A 21,888-nucleotide genomic window follows, 5' to 3' on the forward strand; every position below is an offset into this window, starting at 1 on the left:
ATGAACCTCTCGGTTCGCGCCGACCAGCTGCGCGAAGGCCGCACCCCGTTCGTCCTGGCGACGGTCGTACGCGCCGAACGACCCACCAGCGCCAAGGCCGGGGACCGCGCCCTGGTGCTGCCGGACGGCACGATCGAGGGGTTCGTCGGCGGGACCTGCGCCGAGTCGACCGTCCGTCTCCAGGGGCTGCGGCTGCTGGAGACGGGCGAGTCGACGCTGCTGCGCATCACGCCCGACGACGAGGGGCCGGACCCGCGGCCGGGCGCGGAGGGGCTGCTGACGGTCGCGAATCCGTGCCTTTCCGGCGGTACCCTCGAAATCTTCCTGGAGGCGATGATCCCCGCGCCGCTGGTCTTCGTCTACGGCGAGGCGCCCGTCGCCCGCGCCCTGGCCGACGTGGCCCGGGCCGTGGGCTGGGAGGGGTTCCGCGCCCCGGACTCACAGACGCCGATCCCGCTGGACGCGAGCGCGGTCGTGGTCGCCTCGCACGGGCGCGACGAGGCCGAGATCCTCACCGCCGCCGTCAAGGCCCGCATTCCGTACGTCGCCCTCGTCGCCAGCCGCAGACGCGCCACGGCGGTGCTCGCCGAACTCGCGCTCACCGACGCCGAGCGGGGCACGATCCACGCCCCGGCCGGCCTGGACATCGGCGCGCGCACGGCGCCCGAGATCGCGCTGTCGGTGCTGGCCGAGATCGTCTCGAACCGGCCCCGCCAGACCGCCCCGCCGCCCGGGCGGATCATGCTGCCGCTGCTGGAGAAGAAGACCACCGTGCAGACGGCGAAGGATCCCGTCTGCAACATGGATGTGGCGATCGTGCCGGACGCGCTGCATTATCAGCACGAGGGCACCGTGTACTACTTCTGCGGCACCGGCTGCCGCCGCGCCTTCGCCGACGACCCGGCCCGATACCTGTGATCGACACCGTCGACACGCTGGTCGAGGGCCTCGAGCGGCAGGGGTACCTCACCGACGCCGCCCTGGGCACCGCGCTGTTCCTGGCCCTGCGGATGCACCAGCCGATCCTGCTGGAGGGCGAGCCCGGCGTCGGCAAGACCGCCGCGGCGGCCGCGCTCGCGGCGGCGCTGGACACGCCGCTGATCCGGCTGCAGTGCTACGAGGGGCTGTCGGCCGCCGAGGCGCTGTACGAGTGGAACTACCCGCGCCAGCTGCTCGGCATCCGCCTGGCCGAGGCGCGCGGCGAGACCCCGCGCGAGGCCGACCTCTTCGCGCCCGAGTACCTCCTGCGCCGGCCGCTGCTGGCCGCGATCGAGCACCCGGGTCCGCGCCCGGCGGTCCTGCTCATCGACGAGGTCGACCGCGCCGACGACGAGTTCGAGGCGTTCCTGTTCGAGCTGCTCGCCGAGGGCTCGGTCACCATCCCGGAGCTCGGCACCCGCACCGCGCTCGTGCCACCGATCGTGGTGCTCACCTCGAACCGCACCCGCGACCTGCACGACGCCCTGCTGCGCCGCTGCCTGTACCACTGGATCGGCTACCCGGACCCGGCGCGCGTGGCCGCCATCATCCGCCGCCGCGTCCCCGAGGCCGGCGAGCCGCTGGCCGACCGGGTCGCCGGCGCGGTGTCCCGCCTGCGCTCGCTCGACCTGGTCAAGCCGCCGGGCGTGGCCGAGGCGATCTCGTGGGCCAATGCCCTGCAGCTGCTCGGCCTGCGGCTGGACTCGGCGGCGGCGGGCGCCACCCTCGGCGCGGTGCTGAAGTATCGCGAGGACGAGGAGGCGGCCCGTGCCGCTCTCGCCGACGTCCTTAGCTGACCTCGTCGCGGCGTTCGGGGCGGCGCTGCACCGCGCGGGCCTGCCCATCGGCCCGGACCGTGCCGAGCGCTTCGCCCGGGCGATCACCGTCCTCGACCCGCGGACCGTCGAGGAGCTGCACCGCTGCGCCCGCACCACGCTGGTGTCCGATCCGGCGCACTTCGAGATCCTGGACGCCGTCTTCGACGCGATCTTCCGGGGCTACAGCGACGTGGCCGAGTTCCGCGGTGACCTCAACGCGCAGGGCGCCGTCTCCACCACACGGTCGACGCCGTCGATCGCCGCGAGCGGCGGGGAGAAGCCCGACAAATCGGACAAGGTCCACGATATCCCGGTCGGGACGCCCGGCAGCGCGGCCGAGCGGCTCGCCGCGCGCGACTTCGCCACGCTGACCGAGGACGAGCTGGCCCGGCTGGCCGAGCTCATGCGCGGGCTGCGGTTCGCCACGCCGCCCCGCCGCAGCCGCCGGTTCCGCCCGGCCGCCGACGGCCGCCTCGTCGACCTGCGGGCCGCACTGCGCCGGGCCAGGCGCACAGGGGGCGAGCCGCTGCGCCTGCCCCGCCGGACCCGGCGGGAGAAGCCGCGGCGCCTCGTCGTGCTCTGCGACATCTCGGGCTCGATGGAGCCCTACGCAAGAGCGATGATCCAGCTGCTGTACTGCGCGGCCGGTGCCTCCCGCGCCGAGGTGTTCACGTTCGCGACGCGCCTGACCCGCCTCACCCGCGCGCTGGCCCGCCGCACCCGCCCGGCGGTGGCCCTGCGGCGGGCCGGGCAGGCGGCCCCGGACTGGGCGAGCGGGACGCGCATCGGCGCCGCGCTCAAGCGCTTCAACGACGACCACGGCCGCCGCGGCCTGGCCCGGGGCGCGGTCGTGCTCATCGTCTCCGACGGCTGGGAGACCGGCGACCCCGCCCAGGTCGGCGCCGAGATGGCCCGCCTGCGCCGCCTCGCCCACCGCATCGTCTGGGTCAACCCCCGGACCCAGAGCCCGCGCTACCAGCCGCTGGTCGGCGGCATGGCGGCGGCCTGGCCCCACTGCGACGCCGTGGTCAGCGGGCACTCGCTGACCGCCGTCGCCCCGCTCCTCGACGCCCTCACCGGAGGTACCCCCACCCATGCTGCTCACCAACGAGTTCGTCGTCGCCCGCCCGGTCGATGAGACCTGGGCCGTCCTGACCGACATCGAGCGGATCGCGCCCTGCATGCCGGGCGCGCAGCTCACCGGCGTCACCGGCGACGAGTACCAGGGCAAGGTCAAGGTCAAGGTCGGCCCGATGACCGCCCAGTTCTCCGGCACCGCCGTGTTCAAGGAGCGCGACGAGGCCGCGCACCGCGCCGTCATCGAGGCGAAGGGGCGCGACGCGAGCGGCAAGGGCCGCGCGTCCGCGCTGGTGACGGCGGTGCTCGCGCCCGAGGGCGCCAGCACCAGGGTTCGGGTCGAGACCGACCTGAACATCGCCGGGCCGCTGGCGCAGATGGGGCGCAGCACGATCGCCGACATCAGCACCCGCCTGCTGACCCAATTCGTGGAGAACCTCGAGCAGCAGCTCGCCGCCGAGGAGTCCACGGCACCGGCCGCGGCCGAGCCCCCGGCGGAGGTTGAAGCGTCCGCTGCGGACGTCGCGGTGCCGGCGCAGGCACCGGCGGTACCGCTGAAGACCGCCCCTGAGGTGGAGGCCGTCGACCTCACGAAGGTGGCGGGGACCGCGACGCTCGTGAAGCTGGCGATCCCCGTCGTGCTCGTGGTCGCGGCCGTCGTCGCGCTGGTCGTCTGGCTGGTCTGAGCGCTCGTCCCGCAAGGGAAGAGGGGCGGGCCCTGACCCGGCCCGCCCCTCGATGCTCCTAATCTAACCGCACTGGAAGGTGGCCGGCGCGGCATTGGGGCCCCAGGGCACGGTCCCGACGAGCACGACCGTGGTCTGCTCCCCCGGCCGCAGGCGCGAGTCCCGCGGCGTGACCTGCACGTTCGCCGCCGTCTGCACCGCCGTGCCGTTCACCGCCAGCTCGATTCTCTGCGTACCGGTGTAGGCGAAGCGCAGCTTCCAGTTGTCCACGGTCTGCCGGCCGGTGTTCTTCACCGTCGCCGTCGCGATGAACACGCCGCCGAGGTTCAGCACGGTGTCGTACCGCACCGAGCACGCCGACGCCTTCGGCGCGCCGCCCTCGCCCTGGTCGGCCACGAACGAGGCCACCCAGGACAGCGCCGAGTTCCAGTTGATGGCGATCTCGTTGGTGGAGTACGAGTTGATGTCGTCCACGTAGCAGAACTGCGGGGCGCAGCCCGGCAGGAGCTTCTGCGCGAGCGGGTCCTGCAGGTAGGAGTTCGGCCCACCGGCGAGCGATCCCTTGGGCGGGTTCGGCAGCGCCGCGTTGAGCTGGTGCGCGAAAATGCGCGTGTGCTGGTTGCGCGACGAGCGCTCGCCGTAGCCGGTGACGTAGGACTGGTTCAGCGCGTTGCGGCCGAGCAGGTAGTCCATGCCGGTGGCGACGCCGTTGCGCAAGTCCGCGGATCCGGTGAGGTCGTAGGCGGTCGCGATGACCACGAGGTTGTTCAGCACCGCGCTGTTCGAGCCCCACTCGTACTTGCCGGTGCCCGGCGCGTACGAGATGCCATACGGGTTGGCGTTGATCGTGGCGAGGTACGCCTTCGCGCCGTCGACGACGGACTGGCGCACCCGGTCGCGGTCCGGCAGTCCGTTGGGGACGCTCGCCAGGTCCAGCCGGCCCAGAGCGGCGGTGAAGCCCCAGCTGAAGCCCTCCGGCTTGAAGATGTCCGCAGTGTGCCACTTCGAGGTGGTGACCGCGTCCCGGTATGCCTTCTCGCCGGTACTGATGTACAGCTCCGCGGCCGCCCAGTAGAACTCGTCGCTCACGTCGGCGTCGTCGTACGCGCCGCCGCCGTTGCTGTCGCTGCCCGGGGCGTACACCGCCGGGTGGGCCAGCGCCGCGGCGTACGCGGTCTTCGCCGCTGCGAGCAGCTTCGCCGCGAACGCCTTGTCGTACGGGGCGAACAGCCGCGCACCCTGGGCCGCGGTGGCCGCGAGGTTGAGCGTCGCCGCCGTCGACGGCGGGTGCAGCTCGCGCGGCTGCGGGTCGGCCGCCGGGTCGAGCGGCAGGCCGGTCCAGTTCTGGTCGTGGACCTTGTGGTGCACCAGGCCGGCCAGCGGCTGCCCCGCCGGGACCTGCATGCGCAGCATGAACTCGAGCTCCCAGCGGGCCTCGTCGAGCACGTCGGGCGTGGCGTTGCCGTGCTCGGGCAGGCGCAGGGTGCCGTCGGCGATCGACTGCGGGCGGGCGTTCGCGGCGACCTTGGTGCGCTCGAAGGTGCTCATGAGCTGATACGCGGCGATGCCACCGTTGACGACGTACTTGCCGTGGTCGCCGGCGTCGTACCAGCCGCCGCGCACGTCGAGCCGGTAGTCGCACCCGCCGGCCTGGCACGGCACGCTGGTGTCGCCCTGGTTCGGCGCGACGCCGAGGTGCCCGGCCTTGCGGCCGTATCCGGGCGCGATCGCGTCGGAGATCTCGATGCCGCTGCGCTGGACGTAGAACCACGACAGCGCGTCGGCGCGCAGCTGCTCGTAGGCGGTGCTCGCCCCGATGTCGAACGGCACGCTGGTCTCGCCGTCGGCGGTCAGCGTGAAGCCCTTGCCCTGGGTCCGGTACCCCGAGAAGTCCACCGCCTGCACGTTCTGCCCGCTCGTGGCGTCGACCCCGCGCGGGGTGGTGCTTCCGCCGGCCACGACCGTGCCGGCGGCGTTGCGCAGCTGCCACGGCAGCGCGGTGGTGGCCTCGGTGACCACGGTTGCCCGCTTCGGGCCGTCGGCGAGGTATCCGACCTGGTTGACCCGCACCCGCGGGCCGGTGTCCGGCACGTACACGGGTGGCGGCGCCCCTCCTTGCAGCGAGACGTTGTCGACGCAGAACGTGTAGGCCGACGCGCTGCCACCGACCTGGAAGGCGACCTGTCCGCCGGTGGTGTCGGCGGCCGCGGTGAAGGTGTAGCCGAAGTCCTTGGCCGCGGGCGTGAGCTGCGGGGTCTCGGAGATCTCCTGGGTGTACGGCGGGTCGGCGAGCTGCACGTTGGCGCGTACCGTCACCGGCACGGAGGCGCTGGCCGAGAACGCGAGCCGGTACGACTCGCCGGCCTGCAGCGTGATCTGGTTCTGCCCGATGATGGCGTCCCACGGATTGGCGGTGCCCGCGGGAATGTTCGCGCATAGGCGGCCGTCGACGACGGAGGCCGGCGAGTTGCCGGTCCACCACCACGGATCCGTGCCGCTGTCGAAGGTACCGTTGATGATCTGTTCCGCGGGGTCGGCGTAGGCCACGGACGCACCCAGCGGAACGATCAGCAACGCCGCCGCAATGGCGATGGGTAATTTGCGCTGCACAGACACCCCTTTTGGCGGAAGGTGATTGGGAGCGCTCCCACTGTGGCGTAGAGCACAGTGGCTGTCAAGACCGGAAGCGCTTCAGCGCCTCACGGTGGGCAGGATGTACCAGATCCCGATGAAAGCTGCAGCGAGCGCGATCCCGACCGCGAGGGCCCAGGACATCCCTACGACCACCTGAAAGATGAGGAATACCGCGCCGACGATCGACAGCCACAGAAACCATAATCCGACGCCCGCCAGATTGCTGCTGATCGCTACCAGTTCCCGTTTGCGACCGCGCCGGAAGAGAATGCGATGGTGGCTCACCGGCGCGATCAGACACAGGGCCGACAGCGCGGTGCACACGATCGTGACGATATAGGTGGCCTTCTGTGCCGGGGTCACCGTGGCGAATCGTTGGTTGAACGGCAGCGTCAGCAGGAACGCGAACAGGATCTGCACGCCGGTCTGGGCGACGCGCAGTTCCTGCAGCAGTTCGGTCCAATTTCGGTCGAACCGCTCGTCGGGCGTCTCCCCACGCCTATCCCGGGGACTCTCGCGATCGGCCATGCGGTTCTAAATACCCACCGGACGAACCGGGGGAACCTGACGGTTCGGCTCGTCCTGCGCCGTTGCCCGGCGCCGAGGCGCATGTCGGGGGTGTGCAAGCCAGCACGCTGGGCTTATGGTCGCGACGTGAGTGCGCCCTTCGATGAGCTGACCGCCGGACGCCGGGCCTGGATCGCCCGCACCGGCCTCGCCGAGCTCGCCGCCACCATCGGCCGCCCCGGCCGGGCCGCGGTCGCCACGCGCCCCGACCTGCTCGCACGGGTCGACCAGCACGCCGCCGCGATCCGCGACTCGCTCGGCGGGGCGCTGCTGGACCCGGTCGCGCTGGCCGGCTACTCCGCGGCGATCCGGGACGCGGCCCGCGACGCCGGCGACCCGCTCGAGGACTGGTCGCGCCCGTCGTGGGCGATGCTGCGCCTGCTCGCGGTGTGCAGCCTCGTTCCGTAAGTTTCATCTTCGAAGAGGCTGCACACCGCGGCCGGGCTTACTTCAGGAAGCGCTTGTCCGCGTGCAGGTTGTCGGTCAGGCGGATGGTGATGAACTCGTCGTTGTCCGGCTGGCCCGGGGTGCGGCCGCTGGAGAACGGGAAGTTGTTGTCGTTCACCACGCCCAGGGTCCGGTCGTCGAGGATCACGACGTCCTCGATGGTCTGGAACGGGAAGGTGAAGACGTTCGACGGGCCGCCCAGGTGGCGCGGGTCGGCGATGTTCATCAGGTCCGCGACCAGCGTCTTGTCCATCTTGCCGTCGTGGTTGCGGTCGCGCTTGTCGGCCAGGTAGATCCGCTTGAACTTGGCCGTGGCACCCTGGCCGTTGTCGCGCTCGATGACCAGGAACCGATTGTCGTCGACGGCGATGGCGTCACCGATCGCGTAGGCCGGGTCCTCGAGCTGGTAGGTGAAGATCTTCCCGGTGTACTTCTGCTTCACCAGGTCGAACTCGTTGAGCCGCAGGGCGCCGGCCGGGTCGCCGGCCACGGTGCCTTCCAGCAGCGGGTAGAGCGTGCGGCCGTCGGGCGACTGCGCCATGCCCTCGAAGCCCTTGCTGCTGTTCAGGTTCGGGTTACCCTCGGGGTTCTCCGGCGCGCGCACACCGGGCAGCGGGATCGGCGCCTGCAGCAGGCGGCCGGCCCGGTCGAAGTGCAGCAGGTAGGGTCCGAACTCGTCGCCGATCCAGTACGAGCCGTCCTTGACCCGCTGGATCGACTCGATGTCGAAGTCGGCGCCGGTGAGCACCCGGTCCTTGCGGGTGAGCGGGAAGGGCACGAAGTTGTTCGGGTCGGTCAGGTTGATGCCGCCGAGCACGTCGACGGTCTTCTTGCCGTAGTCCGGGGCCACGTGGTGGATGCGCAGCACGAAGTCGCCGCTGTTGGCCTTGTTGCCGTAGCCGTTGTCGGAGATGACGTCGAACGTGCCGTCGCCGTTCTTCACGATGCCGCTGAAGCCCTGGACGGGCTGGTCGTCGAAGGGCGGGGTGATGCCGTTGGACGGGGTGCCGCCGAGCAGTGCGCCCGACGGGTCGCTCGCCGAGACGAAGGTCGCCGCCGGCAGCGACGCCCAGCCGGTGAGCGTGGCCTGGCCGAAGCCGCGGCCGCCGTCGTTGTGGGCGCTGGCGCTCGGCGCCGCGAGCGTGAGCGCCAGCGCGCCGACACCCACACCCAGACCAACACGTCGAAGATTCCTCATGCGCCCGCACGCTAAGCAGGCGCAGGAACCGGTACTACGCCTACGGTAGAAATGTAATTAAACCGCTCCTAGACTTTCTGTGTCATCTGCCCGAGCAGCGTGTGTAGGCGCCCGACGACGCCCTGGCCATCGGTGATCTTGCCGCTGTCGACGTAGTACACGAACGACGCCCGCAGCACGAGGTCGCCGTCGGACGTCTCGACGTACGCCTGCCCCTCATCGAAGAACGAGAACGTCTTCGCATCCACGCCCTTGGCGCCCTGCACCGCGGCCTTGTCGAAGTTGACCTGGTCCGCGGCGGCCATCGACGGCCGCATCACGCTGAGGAAGATGTAGAAGTCCCCGGCGGCTCCGTCCACCGCGCACGCCTTGAGGCTGTCGGTGTCCCGGCGCTCCTTGGCGCCGGCATCCTGGCCGAGGGCGGCCTTGTACTGCTCGTCGGTGGCGAGCGCACACACGTCGACGCTGTCGTAGGCGGACGCGTTGGACTTCGTCTCGGGGGCGGCCGCCGTGCCGTCGCCGCAGCCGGCGAGCGCCAGGGCAGCACCCGCCAGCAGCAACACTCTACGAAGGGTGAGGATCACTCGTGCTTTCTACACGGTGGGTGACCCCCGTTTCCATGCCGTATGTCACTGCCCCCGGTCAGACCCGGCCGAAGTCCTGCGTCCAGTACGGGGTGCCGTCCGTCTTGTACGCCAGGCCCACGCCCACGGCGACGCTTGTGCAGTTGAGGATGTTGGCACGGTGGCCCGGGCTGTTGATCCAGCCGTTGACGACGTCCTGCGCGGCACGGTAACCCCACGCGATATTCTCGGCTGAGGCGCCGGTGGTGTAGCCGGCGGCGGCCTCGCGCTGCACGAAGCTGCTGCCGTCCGAGCCGGTATGGTCGAAGTAGTTCCTGGTGACCATGTCGGTGCTGTGCGCGCGGGCCGCGGCGACGAGCCGGCTGTCGACACGCAGCGCGCCGCAGCCGTTGGCCAGCCGGTAGTTGTTCGTCAGCGTGACGACCTCGTTCTCGATCGCCGCGTACTTGCTCGTGTCCACCGGCGTGGTGGCCGGGGTCGTCGGGGGCTTCGTCGGCGTCTTCTTGGCGGCCGGCTTTTTCTTCTTTTTCTTCTTCGCGTTGTACGACGACTTCGCGGCCACGTCGTCCGCGGCGTTCGCGCCAACCGCCTCGGCCACGTGCGCGACACTGGCCGTGACGGGCGCCGCGGCCGCGAGGGCCTGTGGTCCGGTGGTCGTGACGAGCGCGAAGCCCAGGGGCGCCGCGACGATGGCGGCGGCGATAATGGTGGCGCGGCGGGCGAACCGGGTCACGGTGGCGAGGCCTTCCGTTCGGGGACACGTGAGGTCGGACGCCCTTGGTATCGGGCCCGTCACACCGACACTGAGCAGGTCAACCGACCCGCAACGGTCGGCAACCGGCCGGCTACCCGTGCGGAGAGTTCCCTAGTGGTCGCTGCCCCCGATTTCCGTCAAAGGTTGGAGGGCAGGCCCGCCGGGCATTTCTACCGTTGAGGTACACCTCGACGAAGGAGCTCACGGAAATGTCCAGTCTGGTCAGACCCCGCGACAACCGCTGGATCGCCGGCGTCTGCGCGGGCCTCGCGCGCCGCTTCGGCATCTCCCCCAACGTGATGCGCCTGATCTTCGTCCTCTCATGCCTGCTCCCAGGCCCGCAGTTCGTGGTCTACCTGGTCCTGTGGGTCCTGGTGCCCGACGAGCACAAGGCCCGCAGCTACGGCTGAGCACCATCCCCGAACTCGCCCGCCGGAACGGAGTGGCCCGGGGTGCGGCCCGGGCCACTCGCACCGCCTTTTCGAGACCCGGCGACGGCTTCATACACCGTGACTTACCGGCGGCGGATCGTCGCGTCCAAGCACCCGCTGGCCACCCGCCCGTAACCGACGCCTTAACCAGGTGCTCGAACCCGACCCAGCCCTGTGACACGACGGCGGCGACAACCAAGGGGACGGGCCGGGTGAACACGCGACAACTGGTCCTCAGCGCGGCGAACCCCAGCCAGATCAGTTCCAGCAGCGATGCTGGAAGCGCGAGCACGGAACACCCAAGCTCGACGACCAGGCCCCACAAACGCCTGCCCGCGCGCATGCGCTTGCCCACGCGCCCGCGTGGCGCCAGTTCACGCCGCGCAGCATGGTCTGGACTCACATCGGCCGGTGACGCCCGGCGACCGGCTCGACAACCAGGGCAACAGCAGAGCCTCGACCCCGCCCAGTAACGACACCACGGTCACGCCGGCGGCGACCGCGCTCCCACCCGACCCCTACCGCCCAAGGCGCCAAACACGGGGAACGACAAACCCAGCGTCGTCGGCCCTGGTGATGTCGTGCCACACGTCCAACTGCTTTCAGGCCGTCCGGTGATCCAAGGCCACGGCCGGCGAGACTCAGGACGCGGATGACGAGGTCGACGCGGCCCAGGAGAAGCACATGACGGCTGCCGCCTGGCCGGAGGGGGACTCAGCGGTAGCGAGGAATGCGCCGGTGCGGCGGCGGCCCGACGGGTGGCGGGGGCAGAGGCGGCGGGCGGAGGCGTGGCATCGCTGGAACCGCTCGGCCGTTGTTCCGGCGGTGACGCAGCGTCTCCGCCACAACGGCTACGCCGGTGCGGCGGTGGCGACGCTACGGATCGACAGCACGACGACCGGACAGGCCGGGAACGCAGCAACCCAACCGGCCGCAGGCGCGGCAACTCGACCAACTGAGAGCACAACAACCCAACCAGCCGCAGGCGCGGCAACTCGAGCGGCTGGGAGCGCGGTGACGGCGAAGGCCTTGGCGAACGCTCGGGCGAAGGCTCTGGTGATGGCGGACGAGACGTCGGCGGCGACGGTGGCCTCAATGACTGCGCACGAGATGTCGGCGGCGGCGACGGCTGCGACGGTGGGGGAGCAAGGTCGTGCGGGCGAGATGGCCCGGGCAGGGCGGCCGCGGACGGATCGAAGCGGGGGTTGGGCTGGGTGGCCGGTCGGCGGGAATAGGGCTGAGTCACCGGACGGCGGGGACTGGGCTGGGCGGCCGGATCGCGGGAGTCGGGCTGAGCCGCCGAACCGCCAGAGTCGGACTGGGTCGCCGGACCGCCGGAGTCGAACTGAGCCCGCAGCCCGCCGGAGTCGAACTGAGCTGGCGGACCGCCGGAGTCGAACTGAGCTGGCGGACAGTCCGGGCTGGGCTGAGGCGACGGATGGCCCGGGCTGAGCTGGGCCGCCAAAGAACGGCGGCGGGCCGCTCGGGCGTCCTGTTCGGCCCAATGAGCGCTGATCTCGGCGGTCCGGGCCTCGGCGTCCAGACGGGCCAGCCGCTCGGCATGACGCGCCTCCAAACCACGACGGCGAGCCTCAGCGAACTCGGCACGCACCGCACGACGACGAGCCACACGACGACGCTGCTCAGCCAACATCGCATCCAACCGACAACGCCACTCCGAATCGGCGGCTATCCCGGTCAACACCTCAGCCATGACAAGAACCTAGAACAGGGGTACGACAAAAACCGCTGACCAGGGAAAACAGGCGGCCCAGCCGGCACCACGGGGCCGACAACTCGATCTTGGAGACAACGGTGGCGACAGGCTCCCGTGGGGCGCTCCTGCGCGGAGGGGCGCCGCTGGATGCAGTGCCCGTCGGACTCGGCGACAGCGACCGCGGGCGGCTTGGGGAGCGGGGTGGGTCGTGGCGGGTGCGGGGTGGGTTCACGGGTCATGCCGGGCCTGGGGGCGGCCGAAGTCGGTGGCATGTCCAACGACACGAGCTACAGCGCAGCCGGTACTGGCGCCTTCGGTGACTTTTCGGAAGCCACTCGCCGCAGCGTCGCGCGATCGACGCTCAACGGCCTGATGACCTGGCTCGGCGAGCCCGGCCTCGCGGCGGCTCGTGAGGCCGCGGGCCTGCAGGCGGTCATCGACCAGCACGCCGCCGCCATTCGCGACGCCCTGGGCGACCCGCAGCACGGCCCGGGCGCGGTCCCGCTGGCCGGCTACGCGACCGGGGTTCGCGATGCCCTGATCGAGGCCCAGTGGCAGCTCCCGCCGACCACCGAGATCGACTGGTCGAACCTGGAGTGGCCGGCTCTGCGCCTGATCGCCATCTGTGCCCTCGCCCGCGCCGGCGGCTTCGTTTAGGCCCGTTTAGGCCTATTTCATGAGTCGGTGCACCGCACCCCCCCAATGGCGGCCGTGACCGCGCCGACACCCATCAACACGCCGCACCACCGACCGCGGCCGTGACCACGCCGACACCCATCAGCACGGCAACCACCGACGGCGGCCGTGACCGCACAGCGGCCGTGACCCGCGCCGACACCCACCAACATGCCGCACCACCGACGGCGGCCGTGACCCGCGCCGACGTCCATCAGCGCGGTGCGCTCCGCGGCGGGGTGAGGTCGCGGGCGGTCAGGGCCTTGGACGGGTCGCGCGGCCCTGTAGCAGGAGCGCGCACGCGGCGCCCAGCACGCAGATGGCGGCCGTGGCGAGGAAGATCTCGCGGTATTCGGTGCGTAGCGCCTCCTGCAACGCCGCCTTGTAGGCGTCCATCAGGCGGCGTTGCTCGTCGGCCGGCTTGCCGAACACCAGTGGGAAATTCAGGTGCGCCGTCAGCTCGTGGAAGCGGTGCAGGCCCCAGGCCGTCAACGCCGCCACGCCGATCAGCATGCCCATCATCCGCGCCACGACCACCGCCGACGACGCGACGCCGTGCTGGGCCGCCGGTGTCGCGCGCAGGACCGCGGCCGACAGCGGCCCGATCACGAGGCCCAGCCCGAACCCGGCGACGACCAGGTCGGTGTCGAGCCTGGGCAGAAAACCGAGGTAGTGGCGCGACAGGACGTCGGCCGGCCATCCGGCGACGAGCACATACCCGCCGGCCGCGACCACCAGCCCCGCCACCGCGACGAGGCGCTCCCCCAGTCGCCCGACCAGCCACCCGCCCAGGACGGCACCGACCGGCAGCGCGACGAGGAACCGGGTCAGCACCAGCGTCCCCTGCACCCCGGACCGCCCGAGCAGCGTCTGCGCCACCAGCTCCACGTCGACGAGCGTCACCATGAGCGCCGCCCCGGCGCAGAAGCTGGCCCCGAGCGCGGCGAAGAACGGCCCCCGGGCCGCCCCCCGCAGATCGACGAGCCGCGTCCGCGCCCGCAGCTCCCACAGCACGAACAACACGGCCCCGACGGCGGCCCCGCCCAGCCCCCACCCGCCCCAGGGCGGCAGCACACCGCGCTCGGGGTCCGGGTTGTAAAGAGCGACAACGGCCGCCCCGAGCGTCACGGCCAGCAGCAGTCCCCCGACGACATCAACCTTCGCTCGTACGCCCTGTGCCTGCCCCGGCAACGCCACCCAGACCAGGACGATGGCGACGGCGGCGAGCGGAAGGTTGAGCCAGAAGATCCCCCGCCACGACCCGAGCAGCGCGGCCACCCCGACCCCGTAAAGCGGCCCGAGCACACTGCCCAGCTCCTGCGCCGCCCCGACGGCCCCGAGCACCCCGGCCCGGCGCCGCTGCGCCCACAGGTCCCCCGCCAGCGCCAGCGTCACCGGCAGCAGCGCCCCACCGGCGAGCCCCTGCAGGGTCCGCCCGCCGGTGAGCAACCAGATGGAGTCCCCCGAGGCCGCGGTGAGCACCGACCCGCCCGCGAACCCGACCAGACACCCGATGATCACGGCCCGCCGCCCGAGCCGGTCCGACAGCGACCCGAGCAGCGGCATCCCGGCGATGTATCCGAGCAGGAACCCGGTCACGACGGGCGTCACGCGCTCGAGCCGGTTGGCGGCGATGTGCAGCGCATCGAGGATGTCGGTCAGCACCCCGACGACGACATACGCGTCGAGCGCCGCGAGGAGCACGGTCGCCCCGCCGACCCCGATGGCCAGCCGCCGCCGGACGCCGGACGCGCGATCCGGAGATTCACAGATGTCGGACGTGTCCGGATGAGCGGGGCCGGGCACGACGGCGAGGTGCGGGTCGCTGTGCGGCATCGGGCCGGCTCTACTTCGGCGGGTTGATCGTGACGGCGGCGTCGAACTCGGTGAAGGTGACGGTCACGGTCCCGCCCTTGGCCTCGCCCGAGGCCGGAAGGTCGAACGTCGCCTTCAGCAGGCGCTTGCTGTCCTTGGCGATCCACAGCCGGCCCGGGATCGTTCCGGTCACGCCCGGCACGATCTTCGACAGGTTCTCCCCCGGGAACTTGGCCGATGCCCGATACGTGTCCTTCCCGCCCACCGACTCCGACGCCTCCGTCTTGCCCTCCGTCGCCGTGGACAGGACCTTGGCGATGCCCCGCTCCGGATCGAGGATGGCCGACGGGTCGTAGACCGTGGCCGCCAGCGAGAGCGGGAGTTGCTGGTAGTCGCCGGTCGGGCCCTTGAGCCACATGGTCTGGCCGACGATCGTGAAGGCCAGGTCGACCGTCGTGCCCTGCTCGACCTGGGCCGTGCCCTGGGCGTTGCCCTCCTTGGTGAGCACGCCTTCGGCGCGCTTGAGGGCCAGGCCGGCGATCGTGCCGTCGGCGGTGATGAGGAACTTGGCGGTCTTGATGCCGCTCATCGCCGTCGAGGAGTCCTTCAGCAGCCCGTCGGCGGCCGGGAGGTTGGCCTCGGCCGTCGGCGCCGAGCTCTTCTGGTCGTCGGACTTGCCGGAGCAGCCAACAAGAGCGACGAGCGCCGCTGTGAGGGCGGCGACGAGGAGAACGGAACGGGACTGGGTGCGGGACATACCGGCATGCTAGACCGACCGGGGAAACGCCATGGGCTCCGACGCTGAGCGCGGTCTCAGGGTAGCGGCGCGCTCACCCGCTGCAGCATCAGCGCCCGGCGAGCAGTTCGGCCACCGCACGGCCGGCCGCGGCCGTGGCACCGAAGGTCGCGATGTGCACGTCGCCCCGCGGCGCGGCCGGGACGCCCATCTCGACGACGACGGCATCGGGACGTACTGATAAAACGGCACCCAAGGCGTTCGCCATCCACGCGTAACGGTGCGGGTCCCGCACGACCAGCACCAGCGGCCGCCCGAGCGACGCCCGCAGCGCGTCCGGCAGCCCCTCCGCCGACGAGAGCCGCACCCCCGTGGTCGCGGGGATGAGCTCCGCGAGCGGCGCCAGGAGCCCCCACGGCGTCTCAGGCGCGATCGCGAAGTTCAGCTCGGGCTGCAGCTCGATGACGTACGCGGGCCCGGAGATCGGGAAGGTCGCGTCCGGCGCGCTGATGCGCAGCGCGCGGCGGGCCGCCGAGAGGCCGATCTCGGCCGCGCGCGGGTCGGGGGCGGACTTCGGGGCGGCGACGGACCAGGCGGCCAGGCGGGCGACGCGCGCGGCGGCGTCGGCGAGGCGCTCCTCGGGCAGCTCGCCGGAGCGGACCGCGGCGACGATCGCGTCGCGGAGCATGACCGCGGTCGCCTCGTCCGCGTGGTCGCCGCCGACGCAGATGGCGTCCGCGCCGGCCGCGAGGGCCAGGACGGTGGCATGGGCCAGGCCGTAGCGGCCGGAGATGGCGCGCATCTCGATGCCGTCGGTGACGATAAGGCCCTCGAAGCCGAGGTCGCCGCGGAGCAGGTCGGTCATGATCTTCCGGCTGAGGGTGGCCGGCATCTCCGGGTCGAGGGCCGGCACGCGCAGGTGCGCGCTCATGACCGCCTGGACGCCGGCGGCGATCGCGGCGCGGAACGGCAGGAGCTCGACGGCGTCCAGCTCGGCGCGGCCGGCCTTGATCACTGGTACGTCCAGATGCGAGTCGACGCTGGTGTTCCCGTGCCCCGGGAAGTGCTTGGCGCACGCCGCGACGCCGGCCTCCTGCAGCCCCGCGATCCAGGCCGCCGTGTGCCGGGCGACCCGCTCCGGCTCCGCGCCGAACGCGCGCGAACCGATGACCGGGTTGTTCGGGTCGTTGTTGACGTCGGCGTCGGGCGCGTAGTCGAACGTGATGCCGGACGCGGCGAGATCTCGGCCGATGTGCCCGGCGACCTCGCGGGTCAGGGCCGGGTCGTCGATCGCGCCGAGGGCCAGGTTGCCCGGCCAGGGGCTGCCGGTGTGCGCGTCGATGCGGGTGACGTCCCCGGCCTCCTCGTCGATGGCGACGATGACGTCGGGCTTCTCCGCGCGCAGGGCCGCGGTCAGCTCGGCGACCTGGTCCCGGTCGACGACGTTGCGGGCGAAGAGCGCGACGCCGCCCAGCCCCTCGGCGAGGCGGCGGCGAAGCCACGGCGGGGGCTCCTTGCCGATGAACCCGGGCTGCAGCACGGCATCCGCCATGCCGCCCAGTTCGACCCCCGTGCCTGCATCCATGCGTGAACCACCCTTCGCGCCTGGCGATGATGGTCACATCACATCTCAGTAATAGTCAAGAAACCTTCCAGTAGTTAACAGGCTCTTACCACCGGCAGGGGTTCACCCGTGCGGGCGGATCGTCCACACCACGGTCATCGTCGTGGTCACCGCGCCGTCCGCTCGCGTGATCTCGATGCTCACCGGAAACTCGGGGCGCCCGCCCGCGGCCAGTTCGCCGACGACCTCGGCGACGGGGCGGCCCAGCGTCGCCGTCGCGCGGACCGGACCGCGGGCCAGCTTGGCGTAGGCGATGTCGGACCGCACCGCCAGCGGCGTCCCGAGCGACAGGTGCGGACCGAACGCGGCCATCACCACCGCGCCCGACGCGGTCTCCCCCAGCGCGAACAGCGCGCCCGCGTGCGGTCCGGCCACGTGATTGTGCAGGCGCTCTTCGTCGGGCAGGGTCGCCACGGCGCGGACCAGGTCGCTTTCGAGCCGCAGGTCGACGATCTCGATGCCCAGGGTGCGCGCGAACGGGACGGCCGCGATGAGGTTCTCGCCGAGCGCCTTCGAGTCCAGAGTCATGCGCCAGATGTTACTAGTGGGTAGCAAGAAGGGGCCCCGCGACGCGGGGCCCCTGAGAAAGCGCGATCAGGTGAACAGCTCGCCGATGGCGCGGACCATGTCGACATAGAAGTTGCCCTCGATCTTGCGGAAGAACTCGAACGGCTTGTCCGGCGAGCCCAGGAACGGCCGCAGCGTCCAGGCCAGCTGCGTGCCGACGAAGCCGAACAGCAGGATCCACACGTTGAGCAGGGTCATGCTGGCCGGCCGCTCCCCCGGCGCCAGCTGCGGCTGGGGCGGCGCAACCAGGCGGGGCGCCGGGGGGAGCATGGGATACGGCCGCCCGTCGGGCCCGATCGGCACCATTGGCGCGACCGGGACGGACGGGGCCTCGACGATGGTGGCCACCAGCCCGTTGCCGGCGGGAGCGGGAGCGGGTGCCGGCACTGCCGACACCGGCGAGACGGCCTCCCCCGCAGCGCCCTCCACGGGCTGGCCGGGCGCGGACAGCGCGGCGAGGGCGGCCGCCTCCCGTGCCTTCTCCGCGCGGCGCGCGGCGGCCAGCGCCGCCGTGTGCCCGTTCAGCGCGCGCATGCCGCTGGTCAGGAACCGCAGCCCGACGAAGGCGGTGAGCGCGAGAATGCCGACGTTCAGAATCTTGTAGAAGTCGTAGCTGAACGCGGTGATGAGGAAGAACAGGCTGATCGGCGCGAAGGCCAGGGAGAGCACCGAGGTGACGGTGATGGTCACCATGACGAGCGACAATGCCTGCTTGACCTGCAGCCGCGCCCCGAAGACGAGGTTGAACAGGTACAGCGTGGGAAGGCAGATCGCCAGCGTCATGAGGAACAACAGCGGCAGCTTCACCGCCGAGAGCGCCGCCATGGCCACGCTGTGAGATGCGCCGAGTACAGCTCCGTAGCAGGCCAGAGCCACTACGGAGCTGTACAGCATCTGCCGGGTCAGCTTGCCGAGCTCACGCTCCTCGCCGATCTGCCGCCAGATCCCTTCACGATCGCGCAGGATGCGCTCGATGATGAGCAGTCCGGAACCGGATTCGCCATAGGCTGCCATCGGCGCAGGCTAAGCGACATTTGTCACTCAGCGCCACCCCACGTCGATGCGTTGTCCCCTTTCGTCGAAAAAGTGCAGAGCCTCCATGCGCACAGCGACGGTCAATGGATGACCGTGCGTGACATTCGGGTACGGCGCCAGTCGCACCGCCAACTCGGCGGGGCGGCGGTGGTGCCGGCCCGGGTCGCTCAGCACGCTCTCGCGGTTCTGCGGGCGGCGCTGCTGCGGGACCCCGCGGCCGTTGCCGGCCCCGGCGCCCTGGTCGTCGTCGCCGCGCCCGGTGAACTTGGAGACGAACCGGCGCAGGCCGCCACCGTTGATCGGCACGTCCGTCGGCGGCTTGCCGATCTCGTCGACGATCACGGCGGTCGCGCCGATGTCGAGGAACGCCAGCGACTCGTGGCCGTGGTGCTCCAGGTAGCGGATGCGGCCGCGCAGCACGTCGCCCGTGGTCGAGTCCGGAACCGGGGTCAGCGCCTCCGCCCGGACCCCGATGACGATCCGCTCGCCGTGGAAGTGCGCGACCTGGCGCGAGCGCAGGTCGTTCCACGGCAGGTGCAGCACCTGGTCGCCCATGTGCAGCGCGATGTGGCGATCGAGGTGCACGTACACCTCGGCCTCGAGCAGATTCATCCGCGGGCTGCCGAGGAACGCCGCGACGTAGAGCGTGGCCGGCCGGCCGTACACCTGCGTCGGCGTGCCCACGTCCTGCAGGACGCCCTTGCGCAGGATCGCGACCCGGTCGGCCATGGTCAGCGCCTCGGCCTGGTCGTGCGTGACATAGATGGTGGTGACGCCGAGCTCCCGCACGAGGCCGGAGATCTCGGCCCGCAGCTCGGCGCGTAGGCCGCTGTCGAGGTTGGACAGCGGCTCGTCCATGAGGAAGAGCTTCGGCCGGCGTACGATCGCCCGCCCCATCGCCACGCGCTGGCGCTGGCCACCGGAGAGCTGCCCGGGCTTGCGGGCCAGGACGTCACCGATGCCCAGCGCGCTGGCCACCTCGGCGACCTGCTCCCCGCGGGGCTCGGGCTCCACGCCTGACAGCCGCAGCGGGAAGCCGATGTTGTCCCCGACGGTCATGTGCGGATAGAGGGCGAAGTCCTGGAAGACCATGGCGACCCCCCGCTCGCGCGGGGGAAGGTCGTTGGCCAGTTCTCCGTCCATCATGATGGCGCCCGAGGTGGGGTCCTCCAGGCCTGCCACCATGCGCAGCAGCGTCGACTTGCCGCAGCCACTGGGACCGAGGAGCACCATGAACTCGCCCTGTCCCACGTCCAGGTTGACTCGGTCGACGGCAACCGTGCCGTCGGCGAACACCTTCATTACGTCTTTGAGTGCGACGGTAGCCACCGTCACCTCCACCCCAGGTCAGCAATTCGCGGTTCGGCAGTTACCCCGAGTCAAATACTGTGATGAGGGGCACGCAACTTGGTCCATCGGGTGAATGACCAGTGTTCGGCGTGTTACCGCGCAACTACTGTTAATGAAGTCGCAGGTCAGCGGCGTGCTTCACGGGGCCGGGAAGTTCACCGTCACTGATGTATACCCCAGCGCGGCCAGAAACTGCTGCAGCATCTTGCGCGTGTTATCCTCGGCGCGCTTCTGCAGGCCGGCGTCCTTGGCGGCGTCGCCGATCTTCTGCTCGGCGAGCTTGTAGACCTCCTGGAGGCGGTTCGGGTCCGAGTTGAACGCGTCGCCCATGCGATTGAAGACGCCGCGCTCCTCCTGGTAGACGTAGCTGTGATCGTTGTCGATCCGCACCGGCCGCAGCTGCGGCGCCGGCAGGGTGATCTCGGCCGTGCGGCGGTCCTCGGACTCCTTGACCGCGCCCTGGCCGATGGCGGAGAAGTCGACATACACCTCGACCGATCCGGCCGCCACGAACAGGATGCGCTCATTGAGCAGGAAGTCCGGGATGTACTTCCTGTCCTTCTGCACGTCCACGATCACCTGGAAGTTGCCCTCGGCGGCGACGAACTGGCTGAGGTCCTGGACGCTCTTGAGCAGCGCCGGGCCGGAGCGGTCGGTCTGCTCCTGGGCGAACGGGTTCTTCATGCCGGGGAACAGCCCGATGGTCTTGGCCCCGAGCACGAGCGCGACGACCAGGCCGATGCTCGCGACGAGCCAGAACAGGCCGCGCATCGCGCCGCCGCCCTGCTTGATGACGACCGGGAGCTCGGCGGCCCGGCGCGGCTGACGGTCGTCCCGGGGATCGATCGGGTCGCCTATCTCGAGGCTCCGCCCAGGACCCGACGTGACCTCGGGGTACTCGGAGGTCTTCGACTCTTCATTGTCGGCCATGACTGACTCCTGGATGCGGAGGATCTACTCCCCCTCAACGGTAAGGGGAGCAGTAAAGTGCCGCGAATCGATCTCGGCCCGCGTTCTACGCGAATGCGGCGAGGCCCGTGAGGCGCTGGCCGATGACCAGCTGATGGATCTCCGACGTTCCCTCGTATGTGAGCACCGTCTCAAGGTTGGCGGCGTGGCGCATCACCGGATACTCCGTGCTGATCCCGTTGGCGCCGAGAATCGTCCGGCACTGGCGGGCGATGCCGAGCGCCTCGCGCACGTTGTTGAGCTTGCCCACGCTGACCTGCTCCGGGCGCAGCCTCCCGGCGTCGGCGAGGCGGCCGAGGTGCAGGGCGAGCAGGTACCCCTTCTGCAGCTCCACCGCGGCGTCGGCGAGTTTGGCCTGGGTGAGCTGGAACCCGGCGATCGGCCGGCCGAACTGCTCCCGCGCCCCGGCATAGTCCAGCGCGGTGTGCAGGCTGTCGCGGGCCGCCCCGAGCGCGCCCCACACGATGCCGTAGCGCGCCTCGGTCAGGCACGACAGCGGGGCCTTCAGCCCCTGCGCGAGCGGCAGGCGGGCCGAGGCGGGCAGCCGCACCTCGTCGAGGAAGATCTGGCCGGTGCAGGAGGCGCGCAGGGACAGCTTGTGGTGCACCTCCCGCGCGCTGAACCCGGGGGCATCCGTCGGTACGGCAAAACCGGCAATGCCCTCGTCGGTCCGCGCCCACACCACGGCCACGTCCGCGACGGGCGCGTTGGTGATCCACATCTTGCCGCCGCTGAGGACCCAGTCGTCCCCGTCGCGCCGGGCCCGGGTGGTCATCGAGGCCGGGTCGGAGCCGTGGTCGGGCTCGGTCAGCGCGAAGCAGCCGATCGCGTCACCGGCCGCCATCCGCGGCAGCCACTGCTGCTTCTGCTCCTCGGAGCCGAACTTCGCGATCGCGAACATCGCCAGCGACCCCTGCACCGAGACCAGGCTGCGCACGCCCGAGTCGCCGGCCTCCAGTTCCAGGCACGCCAGACCGTAGGCCACCGCGCTCGCCCCGGCGCACCCGTAGCCCGAGAGATGCATGCCGAGCAGCCCCACGCCGGCGAGCTCCTTGGCCAGCTCGCGCACCGGCACCTGACCCCGCTCATACCACCCGGCGACGTTGGGCCGCACGTGGTCGTCGACGACCCGGCGCACCAGCGCGCGGATCGCCAGCTCCTCCTCGGAGTGCAGTCCGTCGATGTCGAGCAGATCGAGGGGGCGCGCCGGCGTAGTCGTCACGCCC

At 71.2% G+C, this 21,888-nt stretch carries 21 protein-coding genes; 8 read left to right on the forward strand and 13 right to left on the reverse strand.

The annotated features are described in order from the left end of the window. From ACQPY0_RS55325 to ACQPY0_RS55340, 4 genes are read left to right on the forward strand one after another with little or no spacing between them, the layout of a single operon-like run. A complete protein-coding gene (locus tag ACQPY0_RS55325) occupies nt 1-918 on the forward strand; it encodes an XdhC family protein (RefSeq protein WP_432980769.1) in 918 nt (305 codons plus the stop codon). Continuing rightward, nucleotides 915-1,775 (forward strand): AAA family ATPase, encoded by an 861-nt coding sequence (locus ACQPY0_RS55330; RefSeq protein WP_432980771.1) that lies wholly within the window; start codon nt 915-917, stop codon nt 1,773-1,775. The genes ACQPY0_RS55325 and ACQPY0_RS55330 overlap by 4 nt, the downstream gene beginning before the upstream one ends. Next, the gene (locus tag ACQPY0_RS55335) at nt 1,747-2,934 is read left to right on the forward strand and encodes a vWA domain-containing protein (protein WP_432980773.1); all 1,188 of its coding nucleotides are present in this window, start codon (nt 1,747-1,749) and stop codon (nt 2,932-2,934) included. The genes ACQPY0_RS55330 and ACQPY0_RS55335 overlap by 29 nt, the downstream gene beginning before the upstream one ends. Continuing rightward, entirely contained in the window at nt 2,891-3,559 is a 669-nt protein-coding gene (locus ACQPY0_RS55340; RefSeq protein ID WP_432980775.1) for an SRPBCC family protein, read from the forward strand. The genes ACQPY0_RS55335 and ACQPY0_RS55340 overlap by 44 nt, the downstream gene beginning before the upstream one ends. A 63-nt stretch (nt 3,560-3,622) precedes the next feature. On the opposite strand, the gene ACQPY0_RS55345 is transcribed toward ACQPY0_RS55340, so the two are convergent. Both ACQPY0_RS55345 and ACQPY0_RS55350 read right to left on the reverse strand, forming a co-directional pair. Next, nucleotides 3,623-6,169, reverse strand: coding sequence for a glycoside hydrolase family 9 protein (locus ACQPY0_RS55345; protein ID WP_432980777.1), 2,547 nt, complete (start codon nt 6,167-6,169; stop codon nt 3,623-3,625). An 81-nt stretch (nt 6,170-6,250) separates the two neighbouring features. Continuing rightward, nucleotides 6,251-6,721: a DUF6328 family protein gene (locus ACQPY0_RS55350; protein WP_432980779.1), complete on the reverse strand. Its 471-nt coding sequence runs from the start codon at nt 6,719-6,721 to the stop codon at nt 6,251-6,253. Between the two features lie 126 nt (nt 6,722-6,847). Between ACQPY0_RS55350 and ACQPY0_RS55355 the strand changes: the two genes are divergently transcribed. Then, nucleotides 6,848-7,168, forward strand: a complete 321-nt coding sequence (locus ACQPY0_RS55355; RefSeq protein WP_432980781.1) for a DUF6401 family natural product biosynthesis protein — start codon at nt 6,848-6,850, stop codon at nt 7,166-7,168. 37 nt (nt 7,169-7,205) lie between these two features. On the opposite strand, the gene ACQPY0_RS55360 is transcribed toward ACQPY0_RS55355, so the two are convergent. From ACQPY0_RS55360 to ACQPY0_RS55370, 3 genes are all read right to left on the reverse strand, one after another. Next, nucleotides 7,206-8,405: an esterase-like activity of phytase family protein gene (locus tag ACQPY0_RS55360; protein ID WP_432980783.1), complete on the reverse strand. Its 1,200-nt coding sequence runs from the start codon at nt 8,403-8,405 to the stop codon at nt 7,206-7,208. A 68-nt stretch (nt 8,406-8,473) separates the two neighbouring features. Continuing rightward, on the reverse strand, nt 8,474-8,968 hold the full coding sequence (locus ACQPY0_RS55365) for a hypothetical protein (protein WP_432980785.1): 495 nt from the start codon (nt 8,966-8,968) through the stop codon (nt 8,474-8,476). A 79-nt stretch (nt 8,969-9,047) separates the two neighbouring features. Then, nucleotides 9,048-9,722, reverse strand: coding sequence for a CAP domain-containing protein (locus tag ACQPY0_RS55370; protein ID WP_432980787.1), 675 nt, complete (start codon nt 9,720-9,722; stop codon nt 9,048-9,050). Nucleotides 9,723-9,952: 230 nt separating this feature from the next. Here ACQPY0_RS55370 and ACQPY0_RS55375 point away from each other — a divergent pair, with 230 nt between their 5' ends. The 3 genes from ACQPY0_RS55375 to ACQPY0_RS55385 all read left to right on the forward strand — a co-directional run bounded on the left by ACQPY0_RS55375 (nt 9,953) and on the right by ACQPY0_RS55385 (nt 12,548). Continuing rightward, nucleotides 9,953-10,153 carry a PspC domain-containing protein gene (locus ACQPY0_RS55375; protein ID WP_432980790.1) on the forward strand — a complete coding sequence of 67 codons (201 nt, stop codon included), beginning with the start codon at nt 9,953-9,955 and terminating at the stop codon, nt 10,151-10,153. Between the two features lie 1,525 nt (nt 10,154-11,678). Beyond that, nucleotides 11,679-11,927, forward strand: a complete 249-nt coding sequence (locus ACQPY0_RS55380; protein ID WP_432980793.1) for a hypothetical protein — start codon at nt 11,679-11,681, stop codon at nt 11,925-11,927. A 234-nt stretch (nt 11,928-12,161) separates the two neighbouring features. Then, nucleotides 12,162-12,548, forward strand: coding sequence for a DUF6401 family natural product biosynthesis protein (locus tag ACQPY0_RS55385; protein ID WP_432980796.1), 387 nt, complete (start codon nt 12,162-12,164; stop codon nt 12,546-12,548). Between the two features lie 273 nt (nt 12,549-12,821). Here the strand turns inward: ACQPY0_RS55385 and ACQPY0_RS55390 are convergent, their stop codons facing one another. The 8 genes from ACQPY0_RS55390 to ACQPY0_RS55425 form a co-directional block, all read right to left on the reverse strand. Then, nucleotides 12,822-14,402 (reverse strand): MFS transporter, encoded by a 1,581-nt coding sequence (locus ACQPY0_RS55390; protein ID WP_432980799.1) that lies wholly within the window; start codon nt 14,400-14,402, stop codon nt 12,822-12,824. A 10-nt stretch (nt 14,403-14,412) separates the two neighbouring features. Next, nucleotides 14,413-15,138, reverse strand: a complete 726-nt coding sequence (locus tag ACQPY0_RS55395) for an LppX_LprAFG lipoprotein (RefSeq protein ID WP_432980803.1) — start codon at nt 15,136-15,138, stop codon at nt 14,413-14,415. A gap of 88 nt (nt 15,139-15,226) precedes the next feature. Further along, nucleotides 15,227-16,702: a glycoside hydrolase family 3 protein gene (locus ACQPY0_RS55400; RefSeq protein ID WP_432980806.1), complete on the reverse strand. Its 1,476-nt coding sequence runs from the start codon at nt 16,700-16,702 to the stop codon at nt 15,227-15,229. A 102-nt stretch (nt 16,703-16,804) separates the two neighbouring features. After that, nucleotides 16,805-17,269 (reverse strand): DUF4442 domain-containing protein, encoded by a 465-nt coding sequence (locus ACQPY0_RS55405; RefSeq protein WP_432980809.1) that lies wholly within the window; start codon nt 17,267-17,269, stop codon nt 16,805-16,807. A gap of 66 nt (nt 17,270-17,335) precedes the next feature. Beyond that, a complete protein-coding gene (locus tag ACQPY0_RS55410; RefSeq protein WP_432980812.1) occupies nt 17,336-18,322 on the reverse strand; it encodes a hypothetical protein in 987 nt (328 codons plus the stop codon). Between the two features lie 27 nt (nt 18,323-18,349). After that, the gene (locus ACQPY0_RS55415; protein WP_432980815.1) at nt 18,350-19,672 is read right to left on the reverse strand and encodes an ABC transporter ATP-binding protein; all 1,323 of its coding nucleotides are present in this window, start codon (nt 19,670-19,672) and stop codon (nt 18,350-18,352) included. Between the two features lie 159 nt (nt 19,673-19,831). Next, the gene (locus ACQPY0_RS55420) at nt 19,832-20,623 is read right to left on the reverse strand and encodes a DUF4230 domain-containing protein (protein ID WP_432980818.1); all 792 of its coding nucleotides are present in this window, start codon (nt 20,621-20,623) and stop codon (nt 19,832-19,834) included. An 85-nt stretch (nt 20,624-20,708) separates the two neighbouring features. Continuing rightward, nucleotides 20,709-21,884: an acyl-CoA dehydrogenase family protein gene (locus ACQPY0_RS55425; RefSeq protein ID WP_432980821.1), complete on the reverse strand. Its 1,176-nt coding sequence runs from the start codon at nt 21,882-21,884 to the stop codon at nt 20,709-20,711. Nucleotides 21,885-21,888: the final 4 nt, after the last annotated feature.

This window comes from Dactylosporangium sp. CA-233914 (genome assembly GCF_050942935.1).
Taxonomy (GTDB): Bacteria; Actinomycetota; Actinomycetes; order Mycobacteriales; family Micromonosporaceae; genus Dactylosporangium.